23 protein-coding genes are annotated in these 18,261 nt (G+C 71.9%); all 23 read right to left on the bottom strand.

Annotated features, from left to right (window positions below; all coding sequences use genetic code 11):
• Positions 1-5 precede the first annotated feature (5 nt).
• On the bottom strand, positions 6-287 hold the full coding sequence (csrA, locus tag QNO26_RS14085; protein ID WP_257533854.1) for a carbon storage regulator CsrA: 282 nt from the start codon (positions 285-287) through the stop codon (positions 6-8).
• A gap of 18 nt (positions 288-305) precedes the next feature.
• Positions 306-2,306 carry a flagellar biosynthesis protein FlhA gene (locus QNO26_RS14080; RefSeq protein ID WP_306824470.1) on the bottom strand — a complete coding sequence of 667 codons (2,001 nt, stop codon included), beginning with the start codon at positions 2,304-2,306 and terminating at the stop codon, positions 306-308.
• A gap of 50 nt (positions 2,307-2,356) precedes the next feature.
• Positions 2,357-3,454: an EscU/YscU/HrcU family type III secretion system export apparatus switch protein gene (locus QNO26_RS14075; protein WP_257638547.1), complete on the bottom strand. Its 1,098-nt coding sequence runs from the start codon at positions 3,452-3,454 to the stop codon at positions 2,357-2,359.
• Complete coding sequence (locus tag QNO26_RS14070) at positions 3,451-4,212, bottom strand: flagellar biosynthetic protein FliR (protein WP_257533851.1); 762 nt, start codon at positions 4,210-4,212, stop codon at positions 3,451-3,453. The genes QNO26_RS14075 and QNO26_RS14070 overlap by 4 nt, the downstream gene beginning before the upstream one ends.
• A gap of 1 nt (position 4,213) precedes the next feature.
• Positions 4,214-4,489 carry a flagellar biosynthesis protein FliQ gene (fliQ, locus tag QNO26_RS14065; protein ID WP_257533850.1) on the bottom strand — a complete coding sequence of 92 codons (276 nt, stop codon included), beginning with the start codon at positions 4,487-4,489 and terminating at the stop codon, positions 4,214-4,216.
• Complete coding sequence (gene fliP / locus QNO26_RS14060; RefSeq protein ID WP_257533849.1) at positions 4,486-5,289, bottom strand: flagellar type III secretion system pore protein FliP; 804 nt, start codon at positions 5,287-5,289, stop codon at positions 4,486-4,488. Before fliP ends, fliQ begins: the two co-directional genes overlap by 4 nt.
• Complete coding sequence (locus tag QNO26_RS14055; RefSeq protein WP_257533848.1) at positions 5,286-5,666, bottom strand: flagellar biosynthetic protein FliO; 381 nt, start codon at positions 5,664-5,666, stop codon at positions 5,286-5,288. Before QNO26_RS14055 ends, fliP begins: the two co-directional genes overlap by 4 nt.
• 49 nt (positions 5,667-5,715) lie before the next feature.
• Positions 5,716-6,366 carry a flagellar motor switch protein FliN gene (fliN, locus tag QNO26_RS14050; RefSeq protein WP_257533847.1) on the bottom strand — a complete coding sequence of 217 codons (651 nt, stop codon included), beginning with the start codon at positions 6,364-6,366 and terminating at the stop codon, positions 5,716-5,718.
• Positions 6,363-7,280 carry a flagellar motor switch protein FliM gene (locus QNO26_RS14045; RefSeq protein ID WP_257533846.1) on the bottom strand — a complete coding sequence of 306 codons (918 nt, stop codon included), beginning with the start codon at positions 7,278-7,280 and terminating at the stop codon, positions 6,363-6,365. Before QNO26_RS14045 ends, fliN begins: the two co-directional genes overlap by 4 nt.
• A gap of 45 nt (positions 7,281-7,325) precedes the next feature.
• Positions 7,326-8,135, bottom strand: a complete 810-nt coding sequence (locus tag QNO26_RS14040; RefSeq protein WP_257638546.1) for an OmpA/MotB family protein — start codon at positions 8,133-8,135, stop codon at positions 7,326-7,328.
• Positions 8,132-8,935, bottom strand: coding sequence for a motility protein A (locus QNO26_RS14035; protein ID WP_257533844.1), 804 nt, complete (start codon positions 8,933-8,935; stop codon positions 8,132-8,134). Before QNO26_RS14035 ends, QNO26_RS14040 begins: the two co-directional genes overlap by 4 nt.
• Positions 8,935-9,159 (bottom strand): flagellar FlbD family protein, encoded by a 225-nt coding sequence (locus QNO26_RS14030; RefSeq protein ID WP_257533843.1) that lies wholly within the window; start codon positions 9,157-9,159, stop codon positions 8,935-8,937. Before QNO26_RS14030 ends, QNO26_RS14035 begins: the two co-directional genes overlap by 1 nt.
• A 125-nt stretch (positions 9,160-9,284) precedes the next feature.
• Positions 9,285-10,442: a flagellar hook protein FlgE gene (locus QNO26_RS14025; protein WP_257533842.1), complete on the bottom strand. Its 1,158-nt coding sequence runs from the start codon at positions 10,440-10,442 to the stop codon at positions 9,285-9,287.
• Between the two features lie 24 nt (positions 10,443-10,466).
• Positions 10,467-10,889 (bottom strand): flagellar hook assembly protein FlgD, encoded by a 423-nt coding sequence (locus QNO26_RS14020; protein ID WP_257638545.1) that lies wholly within the window; start codon positions 10,887-10,889, stop codon positions 10,467-10,469.
• Positions 10,890-10,903: 14 nt separating this feature from the next.
• Positions 10,904-12,256 (bottom strand): NlpC/P60 family protein, encoded by a 1,353-nt coding sequence (locus QNO26_RS14015; protein WP_257638544.1) that lies wholly within the window; start codon positions 12,254-12,256, stop codon positions 10,904-10,906.
• Positions 12,253-12,675: a flagellar export protein FliJ gene (locus QNO26_RS14010; protein ID WP_257533839.1), complete on the bottom strand. Its 423-nt coding sequence runs from the start codon at positions 12,673-12,675 to the stop codon at positions 12,253-12,255. The genes QNO26_RS14015 and QNO26_RS14010 overlap by 4 nt, the downstream gene beginning before the upstream one ends.
• Positions 12,672-13,967: a FliI/YscN family ATPase gene (locus tag QNO26_RS14005; protein ID WP_257533838.1), complete on the bottom strand. Its 1,296-nt coding sequence runs from the start codon at positions 13,965-13,967 to the stop codon at positions 12,672-12,674. Before QNO26_RS14005 ends, QNO26_RS14010 begins: the two co-directional genes overlap by 4 nt.
• Complete coding sequence (locus QNO26_RS14000; RefSeq protein WP_257638543.1) at positions 13,967-14,566, bottom strand: FliH/SctL family protein; 600 nt, start codon at positions 14,564-14,566, stop codon at positions 13,967-13,969. The genes QNO26_RS14005 and QNO26_RS14000 overlap by 1 nt, the downstream gene beginning before the upstream one ends.
• Positions 14,556-15,560, bottom strand: a complete 1,005-nt coding sequence (fliG, locus tag QNO26_RS13995) for a flagellar motor switch protein FliG (protein ID WP_257533836.1) — start codon at positions 15,558-15,560, stop codon at positions 14,556-14,558. Before fliG ends, QNO26_RS14000 begins: the two co-directional genes overlap by 11 nt.
• Entirely contained in the window at positions 15,557-17,185 is a 1,629-nt protein-coding gene (fliF, locus tag QNO26_RS13990) for a flagellar basal-body MS-ring/collar protein FliF (RefSeq protein WP_257638542.1), read from the bottom strand. Before fliF ends, fliG begins: the two co-directional genes overlap by 4 nt.
• Complete coding sequence (gene fliE, locus QNO26_RS13985) at positions 17,185-17,484, bottom strand: flagellar hook-basal body complex protein FliE (protein WP_257638541.1); 300 nt, start codon at positions 17,482-17,484, stop codon at positions 17,185-17,187. The genes fliF and fliE overlap by 1 nt, the downstream gene beginning before the upstream one ends.
• On the bottom strand, positions 17,484-17,873 hold the full coding sequence (locus QNO26_RS13980) for a flagellar basal body rod protein FlgC (RefSeq protein WP_257533833.1): 390 nt from the start codon (positions 17,871-17,873) through the stop codon (positions 17,484-17,486). Before QNO26_RS13980 ends, fliE begins: the two co-directional genes overlap by 1 nt.
• Positions 17,870-18,211 carry a flagellar basal body rod protein FlgB gene (locus tag QNO26_RS13975; protein WP_257533832.1) on the bottom strand — a complete coding sequence of 114 codons (342 nt, stop codon included), beginning with the start codon at positions 18,209-18,211 and terminating at the stop codon, positions 17,870-17,872. Before QNO26_RS13975 ends, QNO26_RS13980 begins: the two co-directional genes overlap by 4 nt.
• Positions 18,212-18,261 lie beyond the last annotated feature (50 nt).

Here is an 18,261-nt window from a genome sequence, read left to right as displayed (position 1 = left end):
GCCGCTCAGGCGACGGGGTCGGTGGATGCCACGGCGGGAGACGTCTCGGCCGCGGGGTCACGGCGGCGGGCCAGCGCGCCGAGCAGGGCCGCAGGGTCTGCAGTCGCGGCTGCGGCCGCGGCGTTCTCGGAGGCGACGGCGGCCACGATCTCGGCCCGCTGAATGCGGGTCTCCCGCGGCGCCTGGATGCCGATGCGCACGCTGTCGCCCTTGACGTCGAGCACCGTCACCTCGATGTCGTCGCCGATGATCACCCGCTCACCGATCCGCCTCGTCAACACCAGCATTCGTTCACCCTACTTCCGTCACGCCGGTTCGATGGCCTGGGCGTGGTTCGCGGTGTCGCGGACGACCCCCACCGTGTCGATCGTGAGGCCGCCCGAAGTGGCCTCGGTGTACGACAGCACCGGCAGGCCGTCGGCCTGCGCGGAGATGAGCCGCCGCACGGCCGAGCGCAGTGACGGCGCGCACACCAGCACCGGCTCGCCCCCCGGGCCGGCCGCCGCCGCTGCGGCACGGGTGGATTCGATGACCGCCTCCAGGCGCTGCGGGTCGAACGCGATCTGCGGGCCGTCCTCGCCCGGGCGCAGGGCCTCGAGCATCGCCTGCTCCAGCAGCGGATTGATCATGATGATGCGCAGCCGGCCGTTCTCCGCGAAGCGGGCGGCCACCGCCGGCCCCAGTGCGGCGCGGGCGGCCTCGATGAGGCCCTCCGGCTCGGTGGAGGTCTTGGCGCGCAGCGCCAGCGCCTCGTAGATGCGTGCGAGGTCGTTGATGGCCACCCGTTCCGACAGCAGCCCCTGCAGCACGCGCTGCACCTCGGCGAGGGAGAGCAGCGCAGGGGTGAGCTCTTCCACCGCGGCGGGGCTGATCTCGCGCAGCCCGTCGGTGAGGTGGCGGACGTCCTCACGGCTGAGCAGGCGGGCGGCATGGGCCTGGATGATGCTCGACAGGTGGGTGATGATGACGCTGGCCCGGTCGATGACGGTCGCCCCCGACAGCTCCGCGCTGTGCCGCATCTCCAGCGGCACCCACTTGCCGTCGATCCCGAACACGGGCTCGGGCGAGGACTCCCCGGGCAGGGAATCCAAACCCTGGCCGAGGGCGAGCAGCGACCCGCGTGGGGCGACGCCGCGGCCGGCCTCGACTCCGGCGACCCGGATCACGTAGGTCGTGGGAGGCAGTTCGATGCTGTCGCGGGTGCGCACGGGAGGCACCACGAGACCCATCTCGCCGGCGATCTTGCGGCGCAGCGACTTCACCCGGGACAGCAGGTCGTCGGGCCCGCCCGTGACGAGGTCGACGATGTCGGGGGCCAGCAGGATCTCCAGGGAGTGAACGCGCATGCGCTCGATGAGCTCCTCCGTGCCGTCCAGGGCCGGGGCCGTCGCGGTGGCCGCGTCATCCTCGCCGCCGCCGGTGGCCCCGCCTTCCTTCATCCGCTGGGCGACCAGCAGCAGCACGGCCGCGATCGCCAGGAACGGCAGCATCGGCATCCCGGGGATGAGCGACATCGCCGCAGCCGCCCCGCCCGCGATCATCAGCGCGTTGCGCGACTGGCCGAGCTGCGCCATGGACTCCTCGCCCATCTCCGCCTCGGCGTTGGAGCGGGTGACGATCATGCCGGTGGCCACCGCCATGAGCAGTGCCGGGATCTGGGTGACCAGTCCGTCGCCGATCGTGAGGATCGCGTAGGTGTTGAGCGCCTCGCCGATCTCCATGCCGTGGCTCATGACGCCGATGGCGATGCCACCCACGAGGTTGATGATGATGATCACGAGGCCGGCGATGGCATCGCCCTTGACGAACTTCGACGCACCGTCCATCGCGCCGTAGAAGTCGGCTTCGGCGGCCACCTCCGCGCGCCGTCGGCGGGCCTCGTCGTCGGTGATGAGACCCGCGTTCAGGTCGGCGTCGATCGCCATCTGCTTGCCGGGCATGGCATCCAGCGTGAAGCGCGCGCCCACTTCGGCCACGCGCTCGGCGCCCTTGGTGACCACGACGAACTGGATGACGATGAGGATGAGGAACACCACGAAGCCGATCACCAGTGACCCGCCGACCGCGATCGCACCGAACGCGTCGATCACCTGTCCGGCGTGCGCCTCGCCCAGCACGAGCTTGGTGGAGGCGACGTTCAGGCCGAGGCGGAAGAGCGTGGCCACCAGCAGCAGCGACGGGAACACCGAGAAGTCGAGCGGCTTGCGCACGAACATCGACGTCAGCAGCACCAGCAGCGCGAACAGGATGTTGGTGATGATGAGCACGTCGAGCAGGAACGGCGGCACCGGCACCACGAGCAGCATGATGATGCCCACCACGCCGACGGGGATCGCCGATCTGTTCAGGATCTTCTTCACGGGGACTTCCTCTGCGGGAGGGTGTGGACGCCACGGGCGGCGCCACGGCGTTTGAGGCCGTCGACGAACACGAGAACGCGTGCGACGGCGGTGTACAGGTCGGCCGGGATCTCCTGACCGAGCTCGCACGCGCCGTGCACGGCGCGCGCCAGGGGGATGTCTCGGACCATCGGCACGCCGGCTTCGGCCGCGCGGTCGCGGATGCGCTCGGCGATGAGCCCGCTTCCTTTCGCGACGACCCGCGGTGCGGACTTGCCCGGTTCGTAGCGCAGCGCCACCGCGACGTGGGTGGGGTTGACCAGCACCACGTCGGCGTCGCCCACCGCGGCGATCATGCGGTTGCGGCTGAGCGCCAGCTGCCGCGCCCGTCGCTGCCCGCGGATGAGCGGGTCGCCCTCGGAGCGCTTGTGCTCGTCACGGGCTTCCTTCTTGGTCATGCGGGTGTGCTTGCGGTTGCGCCGGATGACGACGAGGACGTCCACCGCCGCCAGGGCGATGCCCACGGCGACCGCCGTGATCAGCAGCGAAGCCGTGCCGGAGGCGGCGATCTCCAGCAGGCGCGAGACCGAGTGGGTGCCCGTGGCGGTGAGCACGGGCACGAGGCCCGAGATGATGAGGTACAGCCCCAGGCCGATCGCGACCGTCTTCAGCAGCGCCTTGACGCCCTCCCACAGCGCCTGCATGCCGAACAGCCGCTTGACGCCCAAGACGACGTTGAACTGCTCGAAGCGCGAGGGGATGCCGCGCAGGTGCACGCCGCCCTGGGCGATCGCGGCGATGAGGGTCACGATGGCGACGACGGCGAGCAGGCCGCCGAGGATGCCCGGGATGGACGCGAGACCGGCTTGGAGCACCGCCACGGCATCCTGCGGCGCGGGGTTGCGGATGATCGAGACGATCGCGACGAACTGCTGACCGCCGGCATCGGCGCCCGCGCCGATCGCCGTTGCCATCATGGCCGCTGCGGCGGCGATGCCCAGCCAGGCGGTGAAGTCCTGGCTGCGGGTGAGCTTTCCCTTCCGCCGCGCTTCACGCAGACGGCGGTCGGTGGCCTTCTCGGTGCGCTCGCCGGAGTCGCTGCCGCTGCCGCTCATCGGGTGCCCCCCGTGAGCAGTCCGAAGCTCTTCTCGGCCAGCGCGCTGACGATCGCCGGCAGGGCGGCGATCACGGTGCCGGCGAGCAGGAAGGTGAGCAGGATCTTGACGGGGAAGCCCATCGCGAATGCATTCAGTGCGGGGGCGACGCGGGTGATCAGGCCGAGACCCACGTCGGCGAGGAAGAGGATCAGCACGAGCGGGCCGGCGATCTGCACAGCCGCCAGCATCATCTGCGACACCGCGTCGATCAGCATCTCGGCCGGCCGGGCGAGCGGCATGACGCCGTCGATGGGGACCGCGGTGAAGCTGCGCACGAGGCCGGCGAGGATCAGCTGGTAGCCGCTGGACGCGAACAGCAGCGTCAGCGCCGTCATCTGGAACAGCCGCGTGAACTGGGCGCCGTTGACCTGCATCTGGGGGTCGAACGCCTGAGCGAGCTGAAAACCGCCGAAGACGTCGAGGAGGCTGCCCGCGGACTGCACCGCCGAGAAGCAGACCAGCACGAGCAATCCCAGCAGGGCACCGGTGACCGCCTGGATGACCAGTGCCCCCAGGAAGCCGGCGGTGCTGAGGCTCTCGTAGTCGGCCGCGACCGTCCCGCTGACGGCGAGGGCCAGCCCGACCCCCAGCATCGCCTTGATACGGGCGGGGAAGGCGCCGTACGAGAACGGCGGGGCGATGAACAGGAACGCGGTCATGCGCACCGCCGCGAGGCCGGTGGCCTCGAGCCAGGCGAAGTCGAGCGGGATGAACACGTCAGCCGCCGGAGAGCAGGTGCGGGATGCGGTCGAACATCGCCTCGGTGAAGGCGATGGCCTCGGCGATCATCCAGTTGCCGCACACCACGAGGGCGATGGCGACGGCGACCGCCTTGGGGACGAACGAGAGGGTGACCTCCTGGATCTGCGTGATCGACTGCAGCAGCGAGATGGAGAACCCCACCACCAGTGCCGTCACCAGCAGCGGCGCCGCGAGCTTGGCGGCGAGGACCACGCCCTCCAAGGCGATGTCGAGCACGGCTTCCGGCGTCATCCGATCGGCCCGTAGCTCTCCACGAGTGTGCGCAGGATGAGCCCCCACCCGTCGACGAGGATGAACAGCAGGATCTTGAACGGCAGCGAGATCATCACCGGGGGGAGCATCATCATTCCCATCGACATCAGCGCGGCGGCGACGACGAGGTCGATGACGAGGAACGGCACGAAGATGACGAACCCGATGATGAACGCCGCGCGCAGCTCGGAGATCATGAACGCCGGGATGAGCGTCTGCAGCGGCACGTCTTCCGGCGCCTCTGGATTGTCGAACCCGGCGAAGCGCGTCATGAGGGCGAGGTCCTCCTCGCGCGTGTACGCCAGCATCCAGGTGCGCAGCGGTTCCGCGCCGAGCGCGGTCGCATCGGTGAAGGTGAGCGTGCCCTCGACGTAGGGCTGCACGGCGACCGCGTTGATGTCCGTGAGAACCGGCCACATGATGAACAGCGAGAGGAAGAGCGCGAGGCCGGCGAGCACCTGGTTGGGCGGGATCGTCGGCAGCGACAGGGCGTTGCGGGTCATCGCGAGCACCACGAAGATCTTCGTGAACGACGACATCATCAACAGCAGCGCCGGCGCCACCGACAGCAGCGTGATCGCCAGCAGGGTGAGGATGGAGCCCGAAGGCGTGCCGTCGATGCCGTTGATGTCGACGGTCAGCCCGCCCGTGGTGGGCGGAGTCGGCTCGATGACGTCGGCGTGGGCCGGCGCGACGGCGAAGGTCTGCAGTGCGACGACGCCGACGAAGGCGAACCCGGCGAGGCGCGCGAGCCGCGCCCGGGCGCGCCCGGCGGTCATGCGCCGAGGGCGCGGCGCAGCGCCTCGGCTGCGCCGCCGGAGAGGGATGCCGGGGCGGAGTGGCCGCGCTGGCGGGACCGCCGCAGCGGCAGCGGGGGGTTGAGCGCGCCGTCCCCGGACGGCAGCTCCGCTCGTGCCGAGGGTGCGTCGACGGCCACGGCCACGGCCACGGGGCCGTCGAGCGCGGGTCGGCTGTCGATCACCGACACCCCGGCCTCGGTGACGCCCAGCACGTAGCGCGTGCCCTCCGCTTCGATGACGACGACGCGGGCCTTTCCGCCGAGCCCCTGCCGTGCGACGACACGGATCTGCTCCGGGCGCCGGGCGACGGTGCCCCGCGTCAGCCGCCGCTGGATGAACCAGAGCGCGCCGAGCACCGCCGCCAGGGAGATGGCGACGCGCAGGGCCAGCAGCAGGTCGTCCAGTTCACGCCTCCGCGTTCTCGATGATGCGCGTGATGCGCACCGCGTAGTCCTGGTCGACGACGACGATCTCGCCCTGGGCGATGAGCCGGCCGTTGAGCTTGACATCGGCCGGCGCCCCCGCCGAACGGTCGAGCTCCACGATGCGCCCGGGCTCGAGGTCCAGCACGTCGCGCACCGTCATCCGGGTGCGGCCGACCTCGACCGTCAGGTCCATCTCGACGCCGGCGATGCGCTGCAGGCGCCGCGGCGAGGCCGCGCGGCCATGCGTGACCCGCACCGCCAGGCGACCGATCGTGCGATCCGAGGAGTCCACGAGGTCGAACACCGTGGCGGCGGGGTCCGCGAACAGTGCGGAGGCGTCGCCGATGACGGGCTCGCCCAGCACGCACGGTCCGAACGCCGTGGCCGCGGCGTCGAGCGACTGGTGGAGGCGCTCGGTCAGCGGGATGGCGGGGTCGCCGTCGACGAGTGCGCTCTCGTCGAGGATGACGACGGCCAACGCGGCGCTCGTGTCCCCGACCGATGACACCATGACGGCGTCGCCGTTCTCGCTCGACCCCGTCGACGGGCGCGCGGTGGTGCGGCCGGCGGTGGGCAGGCGGTCGGCGAATGCGGCGGCGGCCGCGAACTCGTGGGCGGTGGTGCTGGTCATTTCAGCTCCTCGGCGAGGGAGAGGGACAGATCGGATGAGGTGACGACGCACGCGAGCCGGGCGCCGTTGGCCCCGATGGCCGCGGTCGCGACGACCTGGTCGGCGACGGTGAGGTGCAGGGGGCGGTCCTGCCCGTGGGGGAGCGGGATGATGTCGCCCACGGCGAGGTTCAGCACCTCGTCGGGGCGCATGCTGCGCGGGGAGAGGCGGAGCGTGACCTCGACGGGCGTCTCCTCGACATGCCACCGGACGACCGAGGGGTCAGGCGCCGCGTGCGGTGCCGAGGCGGTGCGCGAGAGCCGCTCGAGCAGGGATGCCGCGGGGAGGGCGACGCTGGCGCTCTCGGTGCGGTCGGCGAACCGCAGCGAGAAGCGGGCCACCACGACGAGGTCCTGGGCGGACGCGATCTGCGCGAACGCGGCGTTGTACTGCACGGCGCTCACCGAGAAGGTGTTCGGCAGAAGGACGCCGAGGCTGCCGTGCAGGTGGCCGAGGGTCTCGTTCAGAAGCGCCCGCAGCAGCGCCTGCTCGATGGCGGTCAGTGCGCGGTCGTCCACGCGCCCGGCGACCTCGCCGCCGAGCATCTTCACGATCCACGACAGGGCGGTCGGGACGGGGAATTCCACGATGGCACGCTCGTCCGACGCCTCTGCGGCGCAGACCACGAGCGTCGTGGTGGCAGGCACGGTGGCGACGTACTCGTCGTAGGTCTCCAGCGTCACGCGCTCCACCGCGATGTGCGCGCGGGTGCGCGTCTTCGACGCGAGCTGCACCGCCCACTGGCGGGCGAAGGCGTCGAACGCTCCCGCGAGGGCGCGCGCGTGCTCGCGCGAGAGCGCGGCGGGACGCCCGAAGTCGTAGCGCTCCGGGGGCGCGGTCTCGGCGGCTGTGTGCGCGCGTTGGTCGATCTGCACGAGGGGGACTATCGGGCGTCATCCCCCTCGCGTAAGGGACGGGCCTCAGCCGGAGGCGTCGGCGGCCGCGAGGCCCGGCAGCATGCTGCGGACCTCCTCGGTGGCCTCGGAGAGCACGACGATGTCCACCCGCCGGTTCATCGCCAGGGCTTGCGTCGCCGTCCCTTCGGCCATCGGGCGAGAGGCCCCGTACCCCACGGAGCTCACCCGCTCCTGAGGCACCGTCCTGGCATCCACCAGATAGCGCAGCACCCCGGTGGCGCGTTCCGACGACAGCTGCCAGTTGTCCACGAAGGGGGGAGCGGGCTGACGGAAATCGGCGTGCCCCTCCACCGAGATCTGATTCGGCACGGTCACCAGCACACCGCCGGCGGCGTCGAGCACGGCCCGGGCCTTGTCGCTCAGCACGGTGCTGTTGGTCGCGAAGAACGTCTCGGCGCTGACGAGCCCCACCGTGAGGCCGCGGTCGTCGATCGTGAACGTGGCGGCATCGCCCAGGCCGCGGGCGTCGAGCGCCTCCTGCAGGCGCGTGCGCAGGTCGGCGAGGCTGTCGTACTCCTGCTGGGCCGCGTTGGGCTGGAGCTCGGTGAACCCTTCGCCCGCCTCGTCCACCAGTTCCGGCGGCACGATGACGCCCTCGGACACGTCGGTGGACTCGCTGATCTCACTGCCGAAGCCCGTGGCGAGCGAGGCGCGGAGGGCCTCGAACTTCTCCTGGTCGACGGTGGACATCGCGAACATGACGATGAACATGCACATGAGCACCGTGACCATGTCGAGGTAGGACGCCATCCATCGCTCGTCCGGGCCGGCGTGGCCGCTCTCGGGGATGCGTCGCGCACGGCGCACGCTCATGCCGCCTCGTCCGCGCTCTCCGCGGCCTTGCCGCCCCGTCGCTTCGCCTTGCCCACGGGCTCCGGCGCCAGCGCGAGCAGCCGCTCCTGCACCAGGTGGGGCGGGCTGCCCGACTGCACGGCCAGCATGCCCTCCGTCAGCAGCGTCATCCGCTCGATCTCGATCTCGGCCAGTCGCTGCAGCCGGGTGCCGATGGGGAGCCAGATGAAGTTCGCCGACAGCAGCCCCCACAGCGTCGCGACGAACGCCGCCGCGATGAGGGGGCCGAGGGTGTCGGGCTGGTCGAGCTTCTCGAGCACGTGGGTGAGCGAGATCACCGTGCCGACGATGCCGACGGTCGGGGCGTAGCCGCCGAGCGTCGAGTAGAACCGTGCCGCGGTGCGACGGCGCCCGGCGGTGGTCGCGACCTGGTCCTCCATCATGACCCGCAGGTCATCGGCATCCGTGCCGTCGGCGATGTTCTGCAGCGCCTGCCGCACGAACGGGTCCTTCTCCTCGTCGACGGCGCTCTCCAGTGCGAGCAGCCCGCGGGTGCGCGCGATGTCGGCGTATCCGACGACCTTCTCGATCAGTTCGCGTGATGATCCGCGCAGTCCGCGGAAGGCTCGGGGGAGCGCCTTCACCGCCTCGACGGCGTCGCTGACCGTGCCGCCGGCGATGCCGATCGCGATGGTCGCACCGAAGACGAGCACCATGGGCGCCGGCAGGAGCAGGGCGCTCACGTGCGCGCCCTCGAGCGAGATCATCGCGAGCAGCGCGCCGAAGGCGATCACGATGCCGATGAGCAGGGACGGGTCCATCAGTCGACGCCCTCCAGGTCGCGGTCTCTGCGGTCAGCCGCGGCGGCGACGACCCGGGCACGGAAGTCCACGATGCTGTCGATCACCGTGTCCATGGCCTCGGAGACGACGAAGGTCGCGCCGTCGACCATGACGAGGGTCGTGTCCGGTGAGGCCTGGATGCGCTCGATGAGGTCGGGATTGACCGCGAACTCTATGCGGTTCAGGCGCGTGAGGACGATCATGCGCTCCCTCCCGGATGCGTCGGACTGCGCGGGTGCAGACCAAGGTGGCCGCGCCATCGCCTGTGATAGGGACTGTCGGTCGCCGGCATCCATCCGTTAGGCGGAGGCCGGCGACCCGGTCGACGTCATCGCTTGAGGTTCGTCAGCTCCTGCAGCACTTCATCGCTCGTGGTGATGATGCGGGCGTTCGCCTGGAAGCCGCGCTGAGCGACGATGAGGTTCGTGAACTCCTGCGAGAGGTCGACGTTGGACATCTCCAGCGCGCCGCTGACGAGGTCACCCATGCCGTCGACGCCGGCGGCACCGACGGCGGCGGCACCCGAGTTGGCGCCCGCGCGGTACTGCGACGAGCCCGCCTTCTCCAGGCCCTCCGGGTTGTCGAACGAGGCCAGCGCCACCTGTGCCAGCACCTCGGAGGCGCCGTTGCTGAATGTTCCGATCAGGCTGCCGTCGGCGGAGATCGTGTAGGACACCAGGCTTCCCGACGCGCGGCCGTCCTGGCCGGTCAGCGCGACGGTGCGCAGATCGGCGAAACCCGTGAGTGCCGACAGGTCGATGGTGACCCCGCCGGAGGTGATCGCGGCAGGCCCGGTGAGCTTGCCGTCGGTGAACGCGAGCGAGGTCGTCGCGGTGCCGTCGGTGACGTCCCATCCGCCGGCGGTGCGGGTGAAGGTCAGCGCGAGCTGCCGCGAGGCGCCCACCGCGTCGTACACCGTGATGTCGCGCACGAGCTGCTCGCCGACGGCGACCTCGGAGGGGAGGTTGCCGGCGGCCTGGGCGCCACCGGTGGCCACCGCGGCGGACGTCGCGCCGACCGGGAGGGAGATGTCGCCGATCGGCCGGCCCGTGCCGATCTGCCCGTCGACGGCCGTCCAGCCCTGCACGAGCGAGCCGTCGACCGTGACCATGCGGCCGGCGGCGTCGAAGGAGAACGCGCCGTTGCGGGTGTACAGCGTCTCGGCGCCGCTGCGCACCACGAAGAACCCGTCGCCGGCGACCATCAGGTCGGTCGCGACGCCGGTGGCCTGCGCGGACCCCTGCGCGAAGTTCGTGCGGATGCCGGCGACCTGCGTGCCCAGACCCACCTGGGCGGCGTTCGTGCCGCCGGCCTCGGGCTGAGGGGCGCGGGAGTTCTGCACGATCTGCGAGAGCGTGTCCTGGAACTGGACCGACCCCGCCTTGAACCCGATGGTGTTGACGTTCGAGATGTTGTTGCCGGTGACGTCGAGCATGGTCTGGTGCGAGCGGAGGCCGGAGATCCCGGCGTAGAGCGAACGGAGCATGAGCAGCCCTTCTGGATGAGGTGGTCAGGAAGCGGGGGAGGTGACGCCGGAGACGGCGTCGAGCGCGACGGCGGTGCCGCCGATGGTGACGAGGGGGACGCCCTGGTCGAACGAGACCTGGGTGACCCGGCCGGTCTGGGTGACCCCGTCGGCGTCGACGTAGGAGGCGTCCTGCCCGACGAGCGCGGCGGCGGCCTGGCGCATGCTCAGCGCGAACTGCTCGGAGAAGCCGTCGGTGAGCGCGGTCAGCTGCTCCATCATGGCCAGCTGCGTGGTCTGCGCCATCATCTCGTTGGTGTCCAGTGGAGAGCTGGGGTCCTGGTTCTTCATCTGGGCGACCAGCAGCTGCAGGAAGACCTCGCCGTCGAGGGACTGCTTGGGTGGGGGCGGGGTGGCGGCTGCGGCGCGCACGGCGGCGCTGGCGGAGACGGGGTCGACGGCGGGCACGGGGCTCCTCGGGGTCAGGCGAACAGGTCGATGCCCGAACCGGCGACGGTCGGGGCGGTGGGGGGTGCGGGTGCAGGAGCCGCCTCGGCGAGCGTGCCGCTGCGTGCGGGTGTGCCCGCGGCGCCGCCGCCGTGCTGGCCCTGGCTCGATCCGGAGCCGGCGCCTGTCGACCACGGGTTGCCGGACGCGCTGCCGGAGCCGGTCGACGTGTCGGCGGCGGCGACGCTCAGCGCGGCGTGGGGGACCAGGGAGGCGAGGTCGCGGCGCAGATCCACCAGGAGGGCGCGCAGCGCGTCGCGTCCCAGGTCGGAGGGTGAGGCGAGCTCGACGGTCATCGACGTGGCCGTGATCTGCGCCTTCACGGTGACGGGACCGAGGTTGTCGGGCGTGACCCGGAGGGTGAGGGTGTGCTCCCCTTCGGGCGCCTTCGCGAGGGAGAGCACGGGGGCGGTGACCTGCGGAGCCAGCGCGGTGCGCGCGGCCGCGGCGGCCGGCGCGGGCGGCGGCGCGTCCGCGACGGCAGGGGGCGCGCTGGCTCCGGTGAGGGTCGCGGCGGCCGCGTCGGCGAAGGATGCCGCGGTGGCGGCGGCGGCCGCGGGCGTGGTGCCCCCCGCGCCCGGGCCGACAGACCGGGATCCGCCGCCGGCGCTCGCTGCCGCCGCGCCGACGGTGGCGGGCACTCCCGGCGCGGCAGCGGTCCGTGGTGCGGTCGCGGACAGCGCGGCCGCCAGTGCAGCGGGGAGGGCCGTGGCCGCGTTGGCGGAGGCGACCTGAGCCGACGCCGGTGCCGGCCCGGTCGCCACGGCGGCGACGGCCTCTCCGGGAGCGGGGACGACACGGCGGATCGTCTGGATGTCGGCGTCGGTGAGGTAGTTGTTGCGCAGCTCGACGTTCTTGCCCGGATACGGGGCATGGATGATCTTGCCGTCGCCGGCGTAGATCACGATGTGCTTCTCGCCGTTGGTCACGAGCAGGTCGCCGGGGCGCGCTTCGGCCAGCGAGCCGACCTCGACGCCCACGTCGGCCTGATCCTGCACCACGCGGGGGACGTCGATGCCCAGGTCGGCGAGCACCCGCTGCACCAGTCCCGAGCAGTCCATGCCGCTCGCGTCTTCGCCCCCGAAGACGTACGGCACCCCCAGGTACGTCATCGCCTGAGCGACCACGTCCTCCCCGGTGACGGAGCCGTCGCCCAGGGTGGCGGTGCCGAGCACGTCGCGCACCGCCGAGGCGAAGGCGTCGGCGGTGACGGGAGAGGATGCGCCGGAGGCTCCCGCTCCCGGCGCGGGCGCGGCCGCCTCCGAGGTGAGCGTGCGGATGCGCTGCTGGATCTCATCGATGCGCGCAAGCGCGGTGACGACGCTCATGGCGACTCCTCGGTGTGGGTGCGGACGGCGATCTCGTCCAGTTCGATCTGCTCTTCGTGAAGCTCGCGCGCGGTCTCGCGGTCGGCGTGCGCCTCGGCGAGCCTGGCCAGCCCGCGCTGGTCTATGCGGGCGGCGGCGTGCTGAGCGCGGGCGTCCTCCAGGGTGGCCAGCTGCATGTCCGCCAGGGTGCGCAGGTCGGTGAGGGTGCTGCGGGCGGCGACGCGGCCGGCGGCGACGGCGGCGAGCGTGCGCACATCGATGGGGATGTCCGCCGACGCGGCGAGGGCCGCGCGCAGCTGACGCTCCCGCGCGTCGGTGTGTGAGCGCTCCATGGCCGACCGCGACAGATGGGCGGCGGCGGCGCGCTCCTGGATGCCGCGCACCCGCAGCAGCCCGGCGAGGCGGAACGGGCGGCTCATGCGATATCCCCGAACGGCGCGACCAGCGCGCTCAGCCGCTGCCAGGACTCTTCGACGGCGACCTGTTCGTCGAGCGACTGCCGCAGGAATCGTTCGATCTGCCGCTCGTGCGTGATGGCGGCATCCACCCGGGCGTCGGCACCGGGCTGGTAGGCGCCGATCCCGATCAGGTCGTGCGCTTCGCGGCGGGCCGAGAGGGCGGTGCGCAGCAGGGACGCGAGCCGCTGCTGCTCGGGGGTGGCGACCTTGCCGGCCAGCCGTGACACGGAGCCCAGCACGTCGATCGCGGGGTGGTGTCCGGTGAGCGCGAGCGCGCGGTCGAGCACGATGTGACCGTCGAGGATGGAGCGGACGGTGTCGGCGACGGGCTCGTTGTGGTCATCGCCGTCGACGAGCACCGTGTAGACGCCGGTGATCGACCCCTCGCGTGCGGTGCCGGCGCGCTCGAGCAGCTTCGCCAGCACCGGGAAGGTCGACGGCGGATAGCCGCGTGTGGCCGGCGGCTCGCCTGCCGCGAGACCGATTTCGCGCTGAGCCATGGCCACGCGGGTGAGCGAGTCCATCATGAGCATGACGTGCGCACCGTCGTCGCGGAAGGATTCGGCGATGCGCGTGGCGGTGAACGCGGCGCGCAGCCGCGCCATCGCCGGCTGGTCCGAGGTGGACACGACGACGACCGAGCGCGCCAGCCCGTCGGGGCCGAGATCGTCCTCGATGAACTCGCGCACCTCCCTGCCGCGCTCGCCGACCAGGCCGATGACGTTGACATCGGCGGCGGAGCCGCGCGCGATCATCGACAGCAGCGACGACTTGCCGACGCCCGAGCCCGCGAACAGGCCCATGCGCTGGCCGCGCCCCATGGGGGTCAGCGTGTCGATGGCGCGCACCCCCGACGCCAGCGGCACGGTGATGCGTGCCCGTTCCATCGCGGCCGGGGTGTCGTGGTGCATGGAGACCCGTGGGGCGTCGATCGCGCCGCGACCGTCCATGGGGCGGCCGAGACCGTCGATGACGCGGCCGAGCAGGGACGAGCCCACGGGAACGGGCAGCCGCCCGGATGCGACGGTGGCTCGGTCGCCGACGCGCAGCCCGGTGGTCACGGACAGGGGCATGCAGCGCAGCGCCCCCCGCTCGGCGGCGACGACCTCGGCGTCGACCTCGCCGCCGATGGTGACGAGGTCGCCGACGGCGGCGGCGATCCCGCGCACCTCGATGCTGAGTCCGATGATCCGCGACACCACACCGGAGCGCTCCGGGCGGGCGGCGTCGAGGACGGTCGACCAGAGCGCCATCAGCCTGCCTCCGCCAAGACGGCCCGCACCCGCTCGAGCGCGGACTGCACCCGCAGGTCGACCTCACCGTCGGCCAGGTGCACGACGGCGTCGCCGGGGAGGAGGTCCGCTCGCGCCGCCACCTGGACGCCTGCGGGGTGCGCCTCCAGGTGCGTCAGCGTCGCCAGATCCGCCTCGCTCAGCGTCACGGTCGCGCGCTCGTCTCCCCCCGCGGCGGCGGTCGCGCGGGCCACGGCGGTGAGGGCCGCGCGCACGGGGTCGGAGAGCTCGCGCTCCACGATCACCTCGGCCAGTTCCACCGCCAGCTGCAGCACCCGCTCCTCCGCGACCTCGGCGAGAAGCTCGGTGCGGGCGGCGAGGGATGCCGCGGCACGCTGCAGCGCCGTCACGGCCTGAGCGGCCGCTGCGGCGGCGGCGCGGGTCGCGGCTCGCCGCTCTTCCGCGGCCTTCTCCGCCTCCTGGGCGGCCTGATCGCGAGCGGCGCGCATGCCTTCGGCGTACCCCATGGCATGGCCGCGCCGGCGCGCGCGCTCGCGTTCGGCATCCTCGGCCGGTCCTGTCAGATGCGGGATCGCGAGAGGGGTGAAGTCAAGAGACATACTCTTCCTCGTCCCCTCGCTGCACGCGGATGTCGCCGGCCGCCTCCAGCGCGCGGATGACGCGCACGATCTCCGCCCGCGCCTCCTCCACCTGCGACACGCGCACCGCGCCGAGGGTCTGCGCCTCTTCGTCGAGGGTCTCGCGGTTGCGCTCGGACATGTTCCGGCGGATCACCGCTGCGACGCTGGCCGGCGCACCCTTCAGAGCCAGGGCCAGCACGCGGATCTCGATTCCCCGCAGCACGCGCTGGGCATCGCGGTCGTCCAGCACCACGACATCCGCGAAGGTGAACATGCGCGAACGGATGTCCTCCGCGAGCGTGCTGTCGCGGGCCTCCAGGTTGGCCAGCAGCGCCTTCTCGACCGTCGCGTCCGAGCGGTTGATGATGTCGACGAGCGGCTGCACTCCGCCGAGCACCTCGGGGGAGTCCCGCATCGCGAACGCACCGGAACGGGCGCGCAGGGCGTCGGCCACGATCGCGACGGCATCCTGCGACGCCGTGCCCATCGTGGCGATCGCTTGGGCGACGTCGGTGCGCAGCGGGTCCGACAGCTCCGCGAGCACGGCCGCGGCGCTGTCGACGGGGAGATGCGCGAGCACGAGAGCGATGGTGTGCGGCAGCTCGCCGTCGACCACGCTGGCGATCTGCGCCGGCTCCACAGCGCTCAGGAAGTCGAAGGAGGAGCCGGTCATGGCCGAGGAGACCTTCGTGAGCACTCCTTCCGCGCGCTCGGCGCCGAAGGACGCCGAGAGGAGCCCGGCCGCGATGTCGCGCCCGCCCCGTGCCGGAGGCAGGTGTCCCTGCACGATGCGGTGGAAGTCCGAGAGCGCGCGACTGGTCGTCTCGGCGTCGAGATTGCGCAGGCGGATGATCTCCGCGGCGATGCTCTCCGCCTCGTCATCGGTGAGGTGCTTCATCACCTCCACCGCCAGCGCGCGGTCGAGGTTCATCATCACCACTGCGGCGGTCTGGGTGCTGGACAGCTCGCTCATGCGTCCTGCTCCTCGCGCAGCAGGCTCCGCAGCAGGTCGGCGGTGCGGGCAGGGTCGCGTCGGGCGAACTCGCCCAGCTCCGCGCGGCGGCGGTCGAGGGTGACCTGCGCGGGCTCCGGGTCGGGCTCGGGTTCGAGCTCCGGCAGTGACAGCGGAATGGTGGGCATCTGCTCCAGCACCGCCGTGGGTGCCCCGTTCACCAGTGCGCCGAACGAGTCGAGGCCGCCGGCGCCGTCGGCGGGGAGCGCAAGGGGGGTGAGCACCGCGGCGGCCGCGGCGCTGCGACGACGGCGCACGACGATGCCGGTTCCCGTCGCCAGGATCAGGACGACCAGGGCCGCCGCGACGATCATCGCCGTCTGGAGCAGCTCTGCCCTGCGTGCCGCTTCCTCCTCCGCGCGGGCGGCGTCCAGTGCCGCCTGCGCGGCGGCCGCGTCGGTGCTGCTGAAGGTCACGAGCTCGACGGTCATGTCGTCGCCGCGGGCGCGGTCGATGCCGGCGGCCGACGAGACGAGGGCGGTCAGCTGGTCGAGGTTGATCGCCTCCGCTGCCGTTCGGTCGACGGCGACGGCCACGCTCTGACGTGTGAGGGAGCCGGCAGGTGTCGTGGTGCTCTCGACGGCCTTGTTGATGACGCTGTTGCGGGTGGCCTGGCTGGACTCGTAGGTGCCGTCGCCGCCCATGGCCGGGCCCCCGGTCTCCGCCCCGAGCACGCCGGTGCCCGCGGCCGGGCCCGAGTACGTCTCGGTGCTCGTCTGCTCGCTGGTGGCGGCATCGCCGTCGATGGGGGTGTAGGTCTCCTCGATGCGCTCGCTGCTGGCCTGCTGCATCTCGGCGGCGACGGTGACCGTCGCGTTGCCGGCGCCGACGACGGTGTCGAGCATGGTCTGGATGCTGTCCGCGATGCGCAGCTCGTAGGCGCTGGCCTGCTGCTCGATGCCGCCGGCGGTCCCCACTCCGACGGCGGAGAGGGTGCGTCCGGCCTGGTCGACGACCGTGACGTTCTCCGGGGCCATCCCGCTGACGGCCGCGGACGTCAGGTGCACGATCGCCTCGACCTGCGAGGACGAGAGGGAGGCGCCGTCGGGGGTGTCGACGAACACCGAGGCCGTGGGGGCGACCGTCTGAGAGACGAAGACACTCTCCTCCGGGATCGCCAGCTGCACCGACGCGGTCTTCACGCCCTTGAGGGCGGTGATCGTGCGCGCCAGCTCGCCCTCGATCGCGCGCTTGTAGGTCACGGTCTGCTGGAACTCCGAACTCGTCACGCCCATGCTGTCGAGCAGGGTGTACCCGTCCGACCCGGCGCTGGGGAGCCCGGCGGCGGCCGCGGCGAGGCGCTGCTCGTACACCGCCGACTCCGGGACGAGCACGGTCGTGCCGCCGTCCGTCAGCTCGTAGCCCACCGACGCGGAGCGCAGCTGCTCGACCACGGCGCTGGCGTCGGCGGCGGTCAGGCCGGTGAACAGCGGCGTGAGGGTCGGCCGACTGAGCCAGCCCGCGATGGCGACCGCCCCCATCACCAGCACGGCGATGCCGATGATCGCGATGGTGCGCTGGGCCACGGTGAACGACGCCACCGTGCTGCGCAGCCCGGCGAAGGCGGAGGAGACGGCCGCGGGCATCAGGCCTGCATCCGCATGATGTCGTTGAATGCCTCGACGCCCTTGTTGCGCACTGCGGCGACCAGCTCGAGGGTCACCGATGCGCGGGTCGACGCGATCATGGCGGAGTGGATGTCGTCGAGGTCGCCGGTGACCGCTGCGACGGCCAGCTCGTTCGAGGTCGACTGCAGCGCGCGCAGCTCGTCGACGGCGCCGGTGATGCTCTGGGCGAAGGAGGTGTCATCGCCGGCGGGCCGCAGCGTCGGTGCCGGCAGCGCAGCGGCCGACGAGATGCCATCGATCCCGGAGAGAGGGGGCATCAGCTTCGTCCGATCTGCAGGGCGGCTTCATAGGCGGTCTTGGCGCGGTCCACGACGGCGGCGTTGGCCTGGTAGCCGCGCTGAGCCATGATCAGGTGGCCCATCTGCTCGCCGAGGTCGATGTCGGGGTAGCGGACGTAGCCGTCCTCGCCGGCCAGCGGGTTCGTCGGGTCGTGGACGAGCCGCCCCTCGTCGCTGCCGAAGAGCGCGCCGGCGACCCGCACGCCGCCGCCGTCGGCGGCCTGCACCGCGACGTAACGCTGCTGGAAGGCGGCGTCGTCGCTGGAGACGGCGGTGTTGATGTTGGCGATGTTGTCGCTGAGGGCATCGAGCCACACGCGATGCGTGCTCAGGCCCGAGCCGGCGATGCCGATGGCGTCGAAGGTCATGACGTCCTCAATGCCGTCTGCACCGACGCGAAGGCGCCGCCCACGGCGCGCGAGGCGAACTGGTATCGCAGCACGGTGTCGATGTTCGACAGGGTCTCGGTGTCGAGGTTCACGTTGTTGCCGTTCAGCCTCGTCGGGGCGAGGGACTCGGTCACGGTGGCGGCGACGTCGCCGTCGCCGCGCGAGACGGAGGATGCCAGCGCCTCCTCGAAGGCGACGACCTTGGCGCGGTAGCCCGAGGTGTTGACGTTCGCGATGTTGTCCGCGATCGCGCGCTGGCGTTGCGAGAGTCCGTTCAGCGCACTGGTGAGCGCAACGGTGGTCACTGATTCGAGCACGAGAGCCGTTCCCGTCGACGGATGACGTGGCCGATCCCTGGCCTGAAGAC

Origin of the sequence: Microbacterium sp. zg-Y1090 (assembly GCF_030246945.1) — a bacterium.
Taxonomy (GTDB): Bacteria; Actinomycetota; Actinomycetes; order Actinomycetales; family Microbacteriaceae; genus Microbacterium; species Microbacterium wangruii.
The sequence above is the reverse complement of the archived record's forward strand: the minus strand, read 5'-3'. Positions and strand labels throughout refer to the sequence as shown.

Coding starts and splice junctions, on each gene's coding strand:
- fliP (WP_257533849.1), bottom strand. CDS start 5,289: ATGACCGCCGGGCGCGCCCGGGCGCGGCTCGCGCGCCTCGCCGGGTTC.
- fliG (WP_257533836.1), bottom strand. CDS start 15,560: ATGAGCGAGCTGTCCAGCACCCAGACCGCCGCAGTGGTGATGATGAAC.
- QNO26_RS14035 (WP_257533844.1), bottom strand. CDS start 8,935: ATGGACCCGTCCCTGCTCATCGGCATCGTGATCGCCTTCGGCGCGCTG.
- QNO26_RS14005 (WP_257533838.1), bottom strand. CDS start 13,967: ATGGCGCTCTGGTCGACCGTCCTCGACGCCGCCCGCCCGGAGCGCTCC.
- QNO26_RS14015 (WP_257638544.1), bottom strand. CDS start 12,256: ATGAGCGTCGTCACCGCGCTTGCGCGCATCGATGAGATCCAGCAGCGC.
- QNO26_RS14075 (WP_257638547.1), bottom strand. CDS start 3,454: ATGAGCGGCAGCGGCAGCGACTCCGGCGAGCGCACCGAGAAGGCCACC.
- fliE (WP_257638541.1), bottom strand. CDS start 17,484: ATGCCCCCTCTCTCCGGGATCGATGGCATCTCGTCGGCCGCTGCGCTG.
- QNO26_RS14030 (WP_257533843.1), bottom strand. CDS start 9,159: ATGATCGTCCTCACGCGCCTGAACCGCATAGAGTTCGCGGTCAATCCC.
- QNO26_RS14040 (WP_257638546.1), bottom strand. CDS start 8,135: ATGAGCGTGCGCCGTGCGCGACGCATCCCCGAGAGCGGCCACGCCGGC.
- QNO26_RS14080 (WP_306824470.1), bottom strand. CDS start 2,306: ATGCTGCTCGTGGTGCCGGTGCCGCCGTTCCTGCTCGACGTGCTCATC.
- QNO26_RS14025 (WP_257533842.1), bottom strand. CDS start 10,442: ATGCTCCGTTCGCTCTACGCCGGGATCTCCGGCCTCCGCTCGCACCAG.
- csrA (WP_257533854.1), bottom strand. CDS start 287: ATGCTGGTGTTGACGAGGCGGATCGGTGAGCGGGTGATCATCGGCGAC.
- fliF (WP_257638542.1), bottom strand. CDS start 17,185: ATGCCCGCGGCCGTCTCCTCCGCCTTCGCCGGGCTGCGCAGCACGGTG.
- QNO26_RS14000 (WP_257638543.1), bottom strand. CDS start 14,566: ATGTCTCTTGACTTCACCCCTCTCGCGATCCCGCATCTGACAGGACCG.
- fliQ (WP_257533850.1), bottom strand. CDS start 4,489: ATGACGCCGGAAGCCGTGCTCGACATCGCCTTGGAGGGCGTGGTCCTC.
- QNO26_RS13980 (WP_257533833.1), bottom strand. CDS start 17,873: ATGACCTTCGACGCCATCGGCATCGCCGGCTCGGGCCTGAGCACGCAT.
- fliN (WP_257533847.1), bottom strand. CDS start 6,366: ATGACCAGCACCACCGCCCACGAGTTCGCGGCCGCCGCCGCATTCGCC.
- QNO26_RS14010 (WP_257533839.1), bottom strand. CDS start 12,675: ATGAGCCGCCCGTTCCGCCTCGCCGGGCTGCTGCGGGTGCGCGGCATC.